13 protein-coding genes are annotated in these 13,941 nt (G+C 56.8%); 5 read left to right on the top strand and 8 right to left on the bottom strand.

The window, feature by feature from the left end:
* Window position 1: 1 nt before the first annotated feature.
* From pseB to OVA03_RS12265, 4 genes are all read right to left on the bottom strand, one after another.
* Window positions 2-1,054, bottom strand: coding sequence for a UDP-N-acetylglucosamine 4,6-dehydratase (inverting) (gene pseB, locus OVA03_RS12280; RefSeq protein WP_267525004.1), 1,053 nt, complete (start codon window positions 1,052-1,054; stop codon window positions 2-4).
* Between the two features lie 54 nt (window positions 1,055-1,108).
* On the bottom strand, window positions 1,109-1,948 hold the full coding sequence (locus OVA03_RS12275; RefSeq protein WP_267525002.1) for a WecB/TagA/CpsF family glycosyltransferase: 840 nt from the start codon (window positions 1,946-1,948) through the stop codon (window positions 1,109-1,111).
* Between the two features lie 32 nt (window positions 1,949-1,980).
* Complete coding sequence (locus tag OVA03_RS12270; protein ID WP_189484735.1) at window positions 1,981-2,646, bottom strand: OmpA family protein; 666 nt, start codon at window positions 2,644-2,646, stop codon at window positions 1,981-1,983.
* 174 nt (window positions 2,647-2,820) lie between these two features.
* Entirely contained in the window at window positions 2,821-4,626 is a 1,806-nt protein-coding gene (locus OVA03_RS12265) for a S1C family serine protease (protein WP_267525000.1), read from the bottom strand.
* Window positions 4,627-4,863: 237 nt separating this feature from the next.
* Between OVA03_RS12265 and OVA03_RS12260 the strand changes: the two genes are divergently transcribed.
* Window positions 4,864-5,832 carry an isopenicillin N synthase family dioxygenase gene (locus OVA03_RS12260; protein WP_267524998.1) on the top strand — a complete coding sequence of 323 codons (969 nt, stop codon included), beginning with the start codon at window positions 4,864-4,866 and terminating at the stop codon, window positions 5,830-5,832.
* 137 nt (window positions 5,833-5,969) lie between these two features.
* Here OVA03_RS12260 and OVA03_RS12255 read toward each other — a convergent pair whose 3' ends face one another.
* The 4 genes from OVA03_RS12255 to OVA03_RS12240 all read right to left on the bottom strand — a co-directional run bounded on the left by OVA03_RS12255 (window position 5,970) and on the right by OVA03_RS12240 (window position 10,960).
* Window positions 5,970-7,841, bottom strand: a complete 1,872-nt coding sequence (locus OVA03_RS12255; protein WP_267524996.1) for a M2 family metallopeptidase — start codon at window positions 7,839-7,841, stop codon at window positions 5,970-5,972.
* A 90-nt stretch (window positions 7,842-7,931) separates the two neighbouring features.
* Window positions 7,932-8,636 carry a monofunctional biosynthetic peptidoglycan transglycosylase gene (gene mtgA, locus OVA03_RS12250; RefSeq protein ID WP_267524994.1) on the bottom strand — a complete coding sequence of 235 codons (705 nt, stop codon included), beginning with the start codon at window positions 8,634-8,636 and terminating at the stop codon, window positions 7,932-7,934.
* Between the two features lie 46 nt (window positions 8,637-8,682).
* On the bottom strand, window positions 8,683-9,675 hold the full coding sequence (locus tag OVA03_RS12245) for a WD40 repeat domain-containing protein (RefSeq protein WP_267524992.1): 993 nt from the start codon (window positions 9,673-9,675) through the stop codon (window positions 8,683-8,685).
* A 154-nt stretch (window positions 9,676-9,829) separates the two neighbouring features.
* A complete protein-coding gene (locus tag OVA03_RS12240; RefSeq protein ID WP_267524990.1) occupies window positions 9,830-10,960 on the bottom strand; it encodes a CobW family GTP-binding protein in 1,131 nt (376 codons plus the stop codon).
* Between the two features lie 311 nt (window positions 10,961-11,271).
* On the opposite strand from OVA03_RS12240, the gene rplU reads away from it, so the two are divergent.
* From rplU to obgE, 4 genes are all read left to right on the top strand, one after another.
* Window positions 11,272-11,781, top strand: coding sequence for a 50S ribosomal protein L21 (gene rplU, locus OVA03_RS12235; protein ID WP_267524988.1), 510 nt, complete (start codon window positions 11,272-11,274; stop codon window positions 11,779-11,781).
* A gap of 28 nt (window positions 11,782-11,809) precedes the next feature.
* Complete coding sequence (gene rpmA, locus OVA03_RS12230) at window positions 11,810-12,079, top strand: 50S ribosomal protein L27 (RefSeq protein WP_189484742.1); 270 nt, start codon at window positions 11,810-11,812, stop codon at window positions 12,077-12,079.
* A 135-nt stretch (window positions 12,080-12,214) separates the two neighbouring features.
* Window positions 12,215-12,805, top strand: coding sequence for a GNAT family N-acetyltransferase (locus tag OVA03_RS12225; RefSeq protein WP_267524985.1), 591 nt, complete (start codon window positions 12,215-12,217; stop codon window positions 12,803-12,805).
* A 73-nt stretch (window positions 12,806-12,878) separates the two neighbouring features.
* Window positions 12,879-13,934 carry a GTPase ObgE gene (obgE, locus tag OVA03_RS12220; protein WP_267524983.1) on the top strand — a complete coding sequence of 352 codons (1,056 nt, stop codon included), beginning with the start codon at window positions 12,879-12,881 and terminating at the stop codon, window positions 13,932-13,934.
* Window positions 13,935-13,941: the final 7 nt, after the last annotated feature.

Here is a 13,941-nt window from a genome sequence, read left to right as displayed (position 1 = left end):
CCTACCCTGTGTAGGCGGCCAAAAGCGCCTTGATGCCGTCGATGTCCAGCCGCTCAGGATTGACATCCGAGGCATAGTAGAAATCTTCCGGCACATGCTTTGCCCCGCGCACCTTGGCAAAGCTTTTGCGGGTATATTCGGCAAATTCCGGCTCAATGATATAGCGGTCATCCAGTTCATAGGTCGAGCGCGCATCATCGGCCGATATCATGACCTCATGCAGCTTTTCCCCCGGCCGGATGCCGACTGTGGGCTGCTCAAGCTCAGGGGCCATAGCGGTCGCAAGGTCTGTCATCAGGGTCGCCGGAATCTTGGGCACGAAGATTTCCCCGCCCTGCATCAGTTCCAACGACGACAGCACAAAATTAACGCCCTGATCGAGCGTGATCCAGAACCGTGTCATACGTGGATCGGTGATCGGCAGGGTCTTGGAGCCATTGGCGATCAGGCGCTTAAACAGCGGCACCACCGACCCGCGTGAGCCGATGACATTGCCATACCTTACCGCGCAGAACCGGATGCCGGTATCGCCCGCCATATTGTTGGCGGCCACGAAAATCTTGTCAGACGCCAGCTTGGTAGCACCATAAAGATTAATTGGTGAACAGGCCTTATCGGTCGAAAGTGCGACCACCCGATGCACACCGGTTTGAAGGCAGGCCGAGACGACATTTTCCGCCCCATTGACGTTGGTGGCAATACATTCGGACGGGTTATATTCCGCCGCCGGCACCTGTTTCAGCGCGGCGGCATGGATGACAACATCGACCCCGCGAAAGGCTGTAACCAGTCGCAAACGATCACGCACATCCCCTAAGAAAAAACGCAGGCGTGATATTTTTTCCTTGGGAAACATCTCTTCCAATTCGGCGCGCATTTCATATTGTTTAAGCTCATCGCGCGAAAAAATGATGACCTTCTTCGGGTCATAGTCGCGCAGCAGCGTCATGACCATCTTACGCCCGAATGATCCGGTGGCGCCTGTGATGAGAACCACCTTGCCCTGAACGGGGTCCATCTGAGGGGCAAAATCACGGTATAACGGTGCGGACATGGTCGAAACTCCAGTTACATGTGCGCATGATGCGGTGGTGCGCTTAAGGCGTAGTTAACGCGGCTTTCGCTTCCGAAGCGTTTTACGCTTCGGCAAGGGCGACCGCCCGCCGCCGCTAATGCGGCGAGCCTGCGCGGCCTCTGAGCGCGTAAAAACATCCCTCATAGCATGGGGGATAAGCACCCAGGACTCAAGGAAGTAGCGACTGAACAAACGCTTCGGTTCATGGAAAAAGCGCACAAGCCATTCGATGCCGATCTGCCCGGTCCAGCGCGGCGGCGTATACATGACGCCCGCTTCATAATCGAAGGCCGCCCCGATCGGCATGATTGCGCACTCCGGCAGTCGCTCCAGATTATTGAGAATCCACAGTTCCTGACGCGGCATCCCCATGCCGACCAGCAAAACATCGGGCTTATGGGCCGCCAGCTCGGCCAAAAGCCGCTCATTATCAGCGCCCGTCACATCAAAATAACCGGTGTGCATATCGAGATGCACATCAGGGTAGCGGTTCAAAATCGCCGCCTTCGATAACGGGTTATGCTCCGGCGCTCCGCCGACATGGCAGACCCGCCAGCCCTCACTTTGCGCCCGCGCCCAGAAGCTTTCGCGAAAATCGAGATAGGTGCAGCGATGGGCCCGCGATACGCACCTGCCAAGCAACCGCCCCCACAGGATCATCGGCGTAGAATCGATCTCGATCAGGTCGGCCTTAGCGTAAAAGGCGCGCATGTCTGAGCGGCGATGAAATAGATAAAGACTGTGCAGATTGTGATTGGCGATCACCATCCGGCGTTTTGCGGTCACCGACTGCGCAATGGCCGACATCACCTCATCGGGGGTGAGAACGTCAACTTCGGCTCCAAGTAAAGACAGGCGGCATGAGGATGTCATGCCGCCTGTTATAGATCAGAGGTATTTAGAAATTACTGCTCAACCGGACGCAGGGTCACTTCGACGCGACGGTTCTGGGCGCGACCCGATTCGGTATCGTTTGAGGCGATCGGACGGGTTTCACCGGCACCGGCCACATAGATACGCTGATAAGCTACGCCGCGGCTCGACATATAGTTGGCCACTGAATTGGCGCGACGCTCCGACAGGGCCTGATTGTAATCATCAGCGCCGGTCGAATCGGCGTGACCGATCACATCGATATAGGTCGACGGATAATCCTTCAGCACACCCGAAACATCGTCCAGAACCTTGTAGAAACGGGTATCAACCTGATCGCCATTGACCGGGAAGGTCACGTCGGACGGCATGTTCAGGGTAATGACATTGCCATTACGATCGACCGTCACGCCGGTATTAGCCAGCTTTTTACGCAGTTCAGCCTGCTGCTTATCCATATAGTTGCCAACCGCCGCGCCACCGAGCGCACCGATACCGGCACCGATGATCGCGTTTTTGCGGCCCTGCTCACCCTTATTGGTGTTGGTGGCATAACCCGCCGCAGCCCCGACCGCAGCGCCAATGATGGCATTGGTTTTGGTGTTATCACGCACCACCTGACCTGTATTTGGGTCGGTGGTCGTACAGCCCGCCAGCAAAATACCGGTGGCGGCGAAACCTAACAGAACTTTTTTCATGCTTAAACTCTCCCTTAAGCTCAGACCTTCCGCCATTCATGGGTTGAAGCGGATATGAGCTGAAACTATTCCAGTTTTGCTGAACCTAGAATGAACGTCGCAAACAACCAATGCCGATGACCCATCCAAAAATAAGGGAGCCATAAGCCTGCCATCAAAAGGCGATGAGGATTGTTATTTTATGGCCTTGACGGCCTCAGTTTTATGACAACGCCATACGGTCTGGGTTTCCGGTGCCGCCGTCAGGTAAGACTGCGCCAGAGTGCGCACCTTTTGCAAATTGTCTTTCAACGCTGCCTGCTGACCGGCATTATCCGGTGACGCACAGCGCAAGGTGCCGAGCGCCGTTCGCTGAGACACATAGGCCTGATGAGCTTCTGCTGACAGGCGGTAATCGCTGCGTTTAAACCGCAGACCATCCTTAGATAGTTCAAGCTTTGCCGCAAACGGCTCAGAGTCGCTGACCGTAAAGCGCAGTAATGACCCATCCGCCTGACGCTCATAAGGGGTGCGATTATTGACGCAGGCGCGCGAGGCCTCAAACTCAAATTCGGTCGGGCCCGCCCCGCTCAGCGGACGCGGCGATGCGGATTTATCGACCTCACAGGCCAGCCGCACCAGTCCTTCGGGCGCGGTCTCAGCGGCGGCTTTCTTGGCCGCATGGCGTTCCCACAGGCCGGAATCGCGCACCACAAACACCATGGCCAGTATGACCACCAGCACCCCAAGTAGGGTCCAGCCCCACGGGAAGGGGTGCTTGATACGCACCTTGGCCGGTGTCGTTTTCAGGTGCAGGGGCCTGGCATCCGCCGTTTCAGGCGTCGTATCGGGCTCTGGCGCATAGGCCGTCGGTGCCGCCTTTTCCTTATGTTCACGCTCACGACGAATATGGACGACAATCAGCACCAGAACCAGAACCGACAGTACGACGAGGGCCGCCAGTTGCAACTGATCCATCAGAGCCGAGGCGGCTTCGGCCTTTTTGGCCTGCTCCAGCCGTTGGCGCTGGGCTTCGGCCGCCGCCGCCAGCGCCTTGGTCAGGGCATCGTCTTTCGAGATTTCATCCTCAGACTTGGCGTAGCAGGCCTCACCCTGAATCTGCGGGGTAATGCCCGCCGAACTCAAAAAGGTATTAAGCGCCGATACATGGGTGGCTACATATTGTCCGGCCGGGACATCGAAATCACCGCTGTCCGACAAGGATGAGGCCGCGCTCCAGGTATTGACGCCGACCACCTGACCACATTCATCGAGCAGCGGGCCGCCGGAATTGCCCGGATTGACAGGGGCTGTATGAAACAGCGTATCGACCCGTCCGCCATCAGGGTTGGTCGACGCAAACAGCGCAATCGAGCCCTGAGTGACATAGGCATCCGCCGGCACCAAAAGCTCCGTCCCACCGCGTTTCAGCAAACGATCCGTCACGCCGGGATAGCCCATGGCGATGATGCGCTGGTTCTTTTGCGGGGTCAAATAAAGCTTTAGCGGTGCTACTTTGAGCGATGGCGCTTTCAACAGCGCCAGATCACCTTCGGTCCACGACTTAACCAGTTCGACCTGCTGATAGCCCGCGCCGGTGTCCTTATGCGGCACGATATAGATTTCCGCCGATGACGCTTCGGGCGGGGCTTCGACCACATGGAAATTGGTGACGATATAACCGGGGGCGACCACAAAGCCGGAGCCCATGCCGACCGCATCGAGCGGCACGCCGCCAAAACCACGATAAACCACCAGCACCCGCACCACCGACTGCTCAGATGATTTGAGCGCCTTGGTCGAATTGATCGGCTGGAATTTCGGGTCGACCATTTCGGCCAGAACCTGATCCGTCGAGGCCGAGGCGGGCGCCTCCGTTACCGCAGGTGTGGCTACGGCAGGCAGGGCCATCAGCGATAACCACAAGGCGCACAAAAGCGCCCCGGCGCTAAGGCCGCGGATATTTGACGCTGCTAAGGGTTTGTGAGCCCACAATCTCATGGCTATGCGCAATGGCTCTTTCGATTCCAAACTTTGTGACTTTAAACCGATATGAACAATGGTTAAAGCCGCCCCGCAATTAAAATTTCCTCAACCGCCGAAGTTTTGGGCGACTGTGATAGAATTACGCGGGTTAGTGTGGCTCCACAAGTGCGGCATTTGATCCCTTGCGCGCCCGCCGCGTCCAGATTAGAGCAATAGCCACCCAACACGTATCTATTGTGACAGGTTTTCCCCATGACCGCTTCCGCTATCACCCCCGTGCCGATCAGCCTTTATGCCGAGGATATCGACGCCTTTGCCCAAAGTCTGGGGGCGTCGTTTGAGCGTTATGGTTTCGCGGTACTATCGGGCCTGTTCGATAAGGACGGGGCGGGGCTGGATAAGACTTTGGTCGATCAGGCGCTTGATGATACCAAGGCGTTTTTCGCCCTCCCCGCTGAAACCAAGATGCAATATAAGGTCGGCGTCGGCGGGCAGCGCGGCTATACCCCGTTTGGGATCGAGACGGCCAAGGGCGCCAGCCACCACGACCTTAAGGAATTCTGGCATACCGGACGCGATTTGCCCGACGGCCACCCCTACCGCGACTACATGCCGGAAAACGTCTGGCCGGAAAACGTCTGGCCGGGCGAAGTCAGCGGCTTTAGAGATCACGTTTCGGAGCTTTATACCGCGCTCGATTTCCTCGGCAAACGGGTGCTGAAAGCCATTGCCCTCTATCTGAAACTCGATCCGGAATTTTTCACCCCGACCGTGCGCGAAGGCAATTCGGTGCTGCGCTTGCTCCACTATCCGCCCGTGACCGCTGCGGGTGAAAGTGTGCGCGCCGGTGCCCACGGCGATATCAATGTCATTACCCTGCTGATGGGAGCCGAAGAACCGGGCCTGCAGCTTCAAGATCGTGACGGCACATGGCTGCCGATCACCCCGCCGGAGGGCTGCATCGTCATAAATATAGGCGATATGCTGTCGCGCCTGACCAATGGCGTTTTGCCCTCGACCATCCACCGCGTCGTCAATCCCGCCAAAGGCCGTAAGGACTTTTCACGCTATTCGACGCCGTTTTTCCTGCATTTCGAGCCGCCCTATGTGATCGAAACGCTGCCGAACTGCATCACCGCAGACCGCCCCAACCAGTTCCCCGACCCCATCACTGCCGAGGACTTCCTCCAGCAACGTCTGCGCGAAATTAAGCTGACCTAGGCCCCCCTCCGTCTCGTCGCTTACGCGCCGATCCACGGCACGGGCCGCCCCGCTCCCCATGCCGGCGGCACAGGGAGGAGATTTTTTACACCTCTAAAGTACACTGAGCGTCAGCGAAGGACTTTAGAGGTGAGCGACTAGGCCTCCCAACCGCACTTCTGACCCTTGTTCTGCTGGATCAGCCAGGTGTTGAGCGGCGCGAAATATTCCGTCACCGCCGAGGCATCGGTCTGGCGCGTGCCGGTGAACGCTTCGAGCGCATCCGGCCACGGCTTAGACTGGCCCATCTCCATCATCTTGTTGAACTTTTCACCGACCGCCTTTTCCCCGTAGATCGAGCAGCGATAAAGCGGCCCCTTAAAGCCGATCTGATCGCAGGCGGCTTTCTGGAACTGGAACTGATAGACGTGGGCCAGGAAGTAGCGCGTATAGGGCACGGACGCTGCCACATGGTACTTTGAACCCGGATCGAAGGCGGCGACGGGACGTGCCCCCGGCGGGGTCAGGCCCTGATATTTTTTGACCAGCGCCCACCAGCGGTCATTATATTGCGCCGGTGTGATCTGGCCAGAATAGACTTCCCAACGCCAGCGATCGACCAGCAGACCAAAGGGCATGAAAGCGATCTTCTGCATCGCCATTTTCAGCAGATACGGAATATCTTCGTCGGTTTGCGCCGGCACCTTATCCAGCAGACCGATCTGGTTGAGATAGGTCGGCGTGACCGACGACAGACCTACGAAATCACCGATCGCTTCGTGGAAACCATCGTTAGCGCCGTTCTTAAACAGGAACGGCTGGTTCTTATAGGCGCGCTGATAGTAGTTGTGACCCAGTTCGTGGTGAACCGTATAGAGGTCTTCGCCATTGACCAGAGTACACATCTTTATGCGGATATCGTCGGCATTATCCAGATCCCAAGCCGAGGCGTGGCAGACGACTTCGCGGTCGCGCGGGCGCACGATCATCGAGCGTTCCCAGAAAGTTTGCGGCAGAGGTGCCAGTCCGAGCGAGGTATAGAAACCCTCACCGGTCTTGACCATCTTAATCTCATCGTACTTCTTCGATTTCAGCAGGGCATCAAGGTTATAGGCGGGCTTATAATTGCCGGTCTTGGGGGCCGCGATATCATAGATATTGGCCCAGTCCTGCGCCCACATATTGCCGAGCAGATCCGCGCGAATCGGCCCGTTTTTCGGCTGCACCGCATCGCCGTATTTTTCATTGAGCTTGTTACGGACATAGCAGTGCAGGTTCTCATAGAACGGCTCAACCTGCGCCCACAGACGGTCAGTTTCCGCGGCAAAGGCATCGGGTTCCATGTCATAGCCTGAGCGCCACATGGCGCCAGCATCCGTAAAGCCTAAGCCCTTGGCGCCTTCGTTCGACAGTTCGATCAGCTTGGTATAGTCGGCCTTCATGGCCGGAGAGACGGTGCGCCAGCCTTCAAACATGGCCCGCAGCTCGGCCGGATTGCGCGATCTGGCCATCACTTCTGAGGCGTCATTCAGCGTGTAGGTCTTGGCGTTATAGGTGAATTTGCCGGTCGAATAGACCGAGTCCAGCTTGGTTGACAGCTTGGCTAGTTCATCGGCGGCCCCCGGACGGTCGGCGGCGGGCAGAGACAGGGCCAGTTTCAAAAGCTTGAGTTTACGCGCCGTGACTGGATCGACATCAACGCCGTCATATTTGGCGGCTTCCATGGCATATTTAACTGTCTGCTCAGTGAATTCGCCGTTGACCTTGGATTCCAGCCACATGCTGTCGAAATTGATATAGGTTGCCCGCAGCCACTGCACCCGCGCGGCATATTCGCTCATTTCCGACAGTTTTGTCTCGGCCGCATCGACAAAAGCCTTGGCCTCAGCCGGTGTGGGTTTCGTCGCCATCACGGGCGCTTCGGGGGCCGTGGCCATCGGTGGCGCGGTGGGCTCTACCGATGACGTGGTGGCGCAGCCGCTTAAGATAGCGACCATAGCGGCGGACAGCATCAAACGCTTGATGATCATGAAACCCTCTCCCTGAAACAGAACGGCCACAGGGAAAGGCATTTGAGCTTAATCGTCAACCCAATAGTTGCGCGGGATATTAGCTATTAACTAATTCAGGCACGCCATGTCGCCGGTCGCCTTGATAGATGAGGCATTGGCGCGGATGCGGCCGGAGCGTTTGGCGACATATTTACCCGGCTTGGCCGCCCGCCACTTACGCGGGCTCGGCAGTATGGCCGCAAGGCGTGAGGCTTCGGCACGGGTCAGATCAGACGCGCTTTTTTTGAACCAGTAGCGTGACGCGGACTCGGCCCCATAAACCCCAGGGCCCCATTCGACACTATTAAGATAGACTTCCATGATCCGCTTTTTCGGCCACAGGGTCTCAATCAGGACGGTATAATAGACCTCGGCCCCTTTGCGCACCCACGACCGCGCGGGCCACAGGAAGACGTTCTTGGCGGTTTGCTGAGATATGGTCGAGGCCCCGCGCTTTTTCTTAGTATGGCGGGCATTATATTTCTGGGCTTTTTCGATGGCTTCAAAATCAAAGCCGTCATGGCTACAAAAGCGGGCATCCTCGGCGCCAATCACGGCGGTTTGCAGGTGAGGGCTGATGTTTTTCATCGACACCCAGCGATGATCATAGCCTTCGCCTTCAAACAGGCGCTGGACCATCAGGAAGGTCACCGGCACCGGCACAAAGCGGTGGATCAGGACTGAGGCCACACTGAAGACAAAAAACCCAAGCACCAGCCCTAACAAAACCCGTCCCCACTTGACGGATTTAAGCTTTGCGAACAACCCCGACATCAAACGCCCTGAATAACCTTGCCCTGGAAACTATAGCTGATAAAGATTAATGGGTCGATTCAAACAGCCAGACATGGCCGTCTTCGTTGCCGAACAGGATGCGGGCCGCATCCCCTGATACCGCCAGCGCAGAGATGGGTGAGCCTTTTTCGCGCTGGATGTATTCAATACCCGTCGATTGCAGCTCAGCCACCCAGACCCGGCCATCGTCCAGACCTGCGGCCAGCACTGTATCATCTGGTGCGCCAGCCACAACCGTGATCATAGACGACTCATCGGCATTGATCTCAGACGCCTCTTCGCCCATCGGCCCGTTAGCCTTCAGAAACGGCCAAACCACCGCACCATTGGCCCCGGAAGTGGCCAAAAGCTTGCCCTTTGCAAAGAAGTCGATCGACTTGATCTTGGTCGGATAGCCACCCATGCGCATATCTTTGGAGTCGGATAACCGCCAGCCGTGCAGGGCGTTTTCCTGCATTGAGGTAACCACAAACTTACCATCAGGGGAGATGGCAATGCCGGTGTGCGATCCGGCCCATTTCAGCAGTTGCGGCTTTTGCGGGTGGATGCGCGAAAACCAGACATAGGCCCCATTATAAGAGGCGCAGTATAACTTACGGCCCTTCGGGTCGAACACCAGCCCTGAGACGCTGTTCGGGTGCTCGAAAATTTTGGGTTCAGTTTTTTTTGCCAGGTCATAGATATAGACCTTTTTGCCCGATGCCGCCGCCAGAAGCATGGCCTCGGCATTCACGGCCACAGAATCAAACCACGCACCCTTGATGTTCAAAAGCTCTATGGGCTGAGAATCCTTGGTCGTCCACACCACGCGCCCGTCATCACCGCCAGTAACCACGCCGACGCCGGTCGGGTGCATGACCGCGCATAAAATCCCGGCATTGGGGTGGGCGTCGAAACTCATATCGACATCGACAAACACCACCCGCCCATCGGACAAGGCGACAATCGCCTCATCGGCGGCATCAAACAGGGCGCTAACGACATAGGCGCCGTAGTTGTTTTGAACAGCAAAGGTCATTTTTATATTCCTCCTCCCCGGCGTGCGGGGGAGGTGTTGTCGAAAGCCTGAGACAACGGAGGGGGCAACACCGTCCTCCGTATTGCCCCCTCCGTCTTTTTGCTAAAGCAAAAATCCACCTCCCTCGCAAGCGGGGGCGGAGGCATTGCGAGCTTTAAGCCTTGATACAGGCTTCAAAACCGGCGCGCAGAGCCGCGTCATCGAGATGGCGACCGATAAATACTGCGCGCGAGAAGCGGTTTTCGCTGTCTTTCCACGGCGCTTGCAGTTCGCCTTCAAGGATCATGTGGACTGCCTGAAACACCAGACGCTTGTCTTCGCCCGCCACATCGATAATGCCCTTGGCGCGCAGAATATCCGGGCCTTTGGTCGCCAGAAGCTGGTCAATCCATTTGGTGAAACGCACCCCGTCCAGAGGCTTATCCGACGACAGAGATACCGAGCGGATTTCATGGTCATGGATCGGGTTCAGATGCCCATGATCATGAGCGTGACCATGATGGTGATGGTCGTGACCGCAGTGTTCGTCATGGACATGGCCCGCCTCACCGTGGGCCGGATTATGGTGGTGGTGCCCGTGAGAGTGATCATGATCATGGCCGCAATCATCGGCACAGTCCGGGCCGTGGTCGCCATGATTAGCGATGCCATCCATCTTCGACAGGTCAAAGCGGTGCTGGTTCAGCAGGCTTTTGATATCGACACCTGAACGCTCAGCCCGCAGAATGGTCGCCAGCGGGTTCAGGCCGCGGATACGGGCTTCAACTTCATTAAGCTCCTCCGGCGTCACCAGATCGGTCTTGTTGAGGATAACCTGATCGGCAAACGCGATCTGTTCCTTAACCACCCGATCGGCGTCCAACGCCGATTTAAAGTGCTTGGCGTCCACAAGGGCGGTCACACTATCCAGATAGGTTCTGGCCTTAACGTCTTCATCGACAAAAAAGGTCTGCGCCACCGGCCCCGGATCGGCCAGACCTGTGGTCTCGACGATAATGGCGTCAAACTGGCCTTTGCGGCGCATCAACCCTTGCAGGATACGGATCAGGTCGCCGCGCACCGTGCAGCAGACGCAGCCGTTATTCATCTCAAACACTTCTTCGTCGGCACCCACAATCAGGTCATTGTCGATACCGATTTCGCCAAATTCATTGACGATGACTGCGTATTTCTGACCGTGGTTTTCCGACAGAATACGATTGAGCAGCGTCGTCTTGCCCGCCCCCAAATAGCCGGTCAGAACCGTTACAGGGGTCTTAGTGGATACGGATGCAGTATCGGCCATAAATGCGCCTTCGCGATAATATACAGGACAGAAGTTGGGCTTTAAGTATGCTTTTTAAGTCTGAAATCAAGCGGCAAACGCTGCCCTGATCGTGCCTTGCGATATTTTTTGGTCATACCCCGGCCAATAATGCAGATTTGCGGCGGCTTTGCGATTGACTCAACAATAATCGTCTGTATAAGTCCGCCCCTCACGCCGGGCAGGCTTTTTCGTCTGTCGGGTTACCCGTTTATGGCGCGGGCTTGAAGTCACCTAATTCGGTTAATTTCAGGGTCTGCGCATTAGTCTATATAGATAAGAGGCGCTTGACCATGTACGCGGTCATTAAAACTGGCGGTAAGCAATACCGCGTTTCAGCCGGCGACCTTCTGGTCGTTGAAAAGCTTGAAGGCGAAGCGGGCGCACAAGTCCGTTTTGAAGAAATCCTGATGATCGGCGACGAAGCCGGTGCCGTCGTCGGCGCTCCGCTGGTTGATGGCGCTGCCGTCGTTGGCACTCTGGTCGAAACCCGTAAGGGCGACAAGGTTAAGATCTTCAAGAAGACCCGTCGTCAGGGCTATCGCCGTACCCGCGGCCATCGCCAGCATGAAACCGTGATCCGCGTCACCGGCATCGATGGTGCAGGTAAGTCCGGCACATGGGATGGCACGGTCTCGCTGACCACTAAGGCCGAGCTTAATGCCCGCGCCCGTAACCTCGCGCCTCGTGATGTTGCGGCTGCTGTCGAGACCCCTTCGGTTGCTGACGTGGCTGTGGCTGAAAAGCCCGCGAAAAAGGCTCCGGCCAAAAAGAAAGCCGACGCTTCGGACACCGAAGCTTAAGCGACAACCATTTTATTAGGAGGCCACCATGGCTCACAAAAAATCTGGCGGTTCGTCGCGTAACGGTCGCGATTCAGAATCCAAGCGCCTTGGCGTCAAGAAGTACGGCTCTGAAAACGTCCTTTCCGGCAACATCATTGTCCGTCAACGCGGCACCAAGTTCTTCGCGGGTGAAAATGTCGGCATGGGCCGCGATCACACCCTGTTCGCCACGGCTCACGGCCAGGTGAAGTTCACTACCAAGCGCGATAACCGCTGTTATGTGTCGATCATTCCGGCTGCTATTGCTGCCGAATAAGCCGATCTAAGACATGTTTCAGATCGTGCTTAACCCTTAAGCCCGATCTGAACTAAAGCGATAAGCGGGGAGTTCGGATCATACCGGCTCCCCTTTTTCTTTGCCCCGCGTTCAGTTTTCTAAGGACACACTCCGATGATATCGAAAGATTTCGGGGGCAGAGACTTAAGTTTAACGCCCCCCAGATTACACACGCCGCCCACAGCGACACGGATTGAAACCGACCGCCTGGTGTTAAGCCTGCTGACGTTCTCTGATGTCACCGCGCTGACGCAGGTGTTCGCTTCGGCGGAAACCGCGCGCATGACCCATGACATCCCGCATCCGTTCACGTTAGAGGATGCGTTTGGCTTTTTAAGCATGGCCATGACCCAACATTCGCGCCGCTTCCCTAAGTGGGGCGTGCGGTTGGGAGACAAGCTGATTGGCGTCCTGCTGTTTTCCGAAACCGTAGGTCAGGACAGCTTTGGCCCGCAGTTAAGCCTGTTCATTGCCCACCCGTACCAGAACCACGGTTATGGGACTGAGGCCGTAACCGCCGCACTTGGCTGGCTGCGTACACATGGCAGCTCAAAAGTCGTTCATGCGGCGCACTTTGCCGATAATGCCGCATCGGCTCAGGTTCTGATCCGTACGGGCTTTCTCTATACCGGGCGGCGCACGCAGGAATCCTCCCTGATGCGTCATGGCCCGCACACCGCCCTGCACCTGATCAAAATCCTCTAAAGTATAAGGGCCGCGTCCCTTATACTCACAGAGACTATTTGATATTTTTTCCCTTTTAGTTCACATACCCCTCATGAAGTTCCTCGATCAGTGCAAAATTTTCATCCGTTCCGGTAACGGGGGCGCGGGTTCCGTGTCGTTCCGCCGTGAAAAGTTTATTCCAAACGGTGGCCCCGACGGCGGCGACGGCGGTAAGGGCGGCGACGTGTGGATCGAAGCGGTCGAGGGCCTGAACACCCTGATCGACTATCGCTATCAGCAGCACTTCAAGGCCAAGACCGGCACCCACGGTATGGGCCGCCAGATGCACGGCGCCAATGCCGAAGACATCATCATGAAAGTCCCGGTCGGCACGCAGGTGTTTGAAGAAGATCAGGAAACCCTGATCGTCGACCTCGACACGGCCGGTCAAAAATATATGCTGGCCAAGGGCGGCAACGGCGGCTGGGGCAATACCCGATTCAAGGGCCCGGTCAATCAGGCCCCGACCTTTGCCTTGCCGGGTCAGGACGGCGAAGAACGCTGGATCTGGCTGCGCCTGAAACTGATCGCCGATGCGGGATTGCTGGGATTGCCAAACGCCGGTAAATCGACCTTTGTGGCTGCGTCTTCGGCGGCCAAGCCCAAGATTGCGGATTATCCGTTTACGACGCTCACGCCCAATCTGGGGGTGGTCGATCTGGGGCCGGAGCAGCGCTTTGTGATTGCCGATATTCCGGGCCTGATCGAAGGCGCATCTGATGGCGCAGGCTTGGGCACCCGTTTTCTGGGCCACGTTGAGCGTACCAAGGTGCTGATCCATCTGGTGGACGGTACACAGGAAGACCCGATCGGCGCCTATAAGATTATCCGCAAGGAACTTAAGAAGTACGATCCTGAACTGGCCGAACGTCCCGAAATCCTGGCGATCAATAAGGTTGACGCCATGGATGCCGACGCCCGCAAAGAGCTGGCCAAGGCGCTGAAAAAAGCCGCCAAGAAGACACCCTACCTGATTTCCGGCGTGACCGGAGAAGGTGTGCGCGAACTTTTGTTTGTCGCGTTCGGTATCATCAGCGGTAAGTCAACGGTGACTGAGGACAGCGACGATACGCCGGAAGCCGCCCCCTACACCCCGTGGGACAACTAAATCAGAC

The organism is Asticcacaulis sp. SL142 (assembly GCF_026625745.1).
Lineage (GTDB): Bacteria > Pseudomonadota > Alphaproteobacteria > Caulobacterales > Caulobacteraceae > Asticcacaulis.
The sequence above is the reverse complement of the archived record's forward strand: the minus strand, read 5'-3'. Positions and strand labels throughout refer to the sequence as shown.

Excerpts from the sequence above, each read along its gene's own strand:
- obgE (WP_267524983.1), top strand. The coding sequence starts at position 12,879 with ATGAAGTTCCTCGATCAGTGCAAAATTTTCATCCGTTCCGGTAACGGG.
- OVA03_RS12265 (WP_267525000.1), bottom strand. The coding sequence starts at position 4,626 with ATGAGATTGTGGGCTCACAAACCCTTAGCAGCGTCAAATATCCGCGGC.
- OVA03_RS12245 (WP_267524992.1), bottom strand. The coding sequence starts at position 9,675 with ATGACCTTTGCTGTTCAAAACAACTACGGCGCCTATGTCGTTAGCGCC.
- OVA03_RS12270 (WP_189484735.1), bottom strand. The coding sequence starts at position 2,646 with ATGAAAAAAGTTCTGTTAGGTTTCGCCGCCACCGGTATTTTGCTGGCG.
- OVA03_RS12240 (WP_267524990.1), bottom strand. The coding sequence starts at position 10,960 with ATGGCCGATACTGCATCCGTATCCACTAAGACCCCTGTAACGGTTCTG.
- OVA03_RS12255 (WP_267524996.1), bottom strand. The coding sequence starts at position 7,841 with ATGATCATCAAGCGTTTGATGCTGTCCGCCGCTATGGTCGCTATCTTA.
- mtgA (WP_267524994.1), bottom strand. The coding sequence starts at position 8,636 with ATGTCGGGGTTGTTCGCAAAGCTTAAATCCGTCAAGTGGGGACGGGTT.
- rpmA (WP_189484742.1), top strand. The coding sequence starts at position 11,810 with ATGGCTCACAAAAAATCTGGCGGTTCGTCGCGTAACGGTCGCGATTCA.
- OVA03_RS12260 (WP_267524998.1), top strand. The coding sequence starts at position 4,864 with ATGACCGCTTCCGCTATCACCCCCGTGCCGATCAGCCTTTATGCCGAG.
- OVA03_RS12275 (WP_267525002.1), bottom strand. The coding sequence starts at position 1,948 with ATGACATCCTCATGCCGCCTGTCTTTACTTGGAGCCGAAGTTGACGTT.
- OVA03_RS12225 (WP_267524985.1), top strand. The coding sequence starts at position 12,215 with ATGATATCGAAAGATTTCGGGGGCAGAGACTTAAGTTTAACGCCCCCC.
- rplU (WP_267524988.1), top strand. The coding sequence starts at position 11,272 with ATGTACGCGGTCATTAAAACTGGCGGTAAGCAATACCGCGTTTCAGCC.
- pseB (WP_267525004.1), bottom strand. The coding sequence starts at position 1,054 with ATGTCCGCACCGTTATACCGTGATTTTGCCCCTCAGATGGACCCCGTT.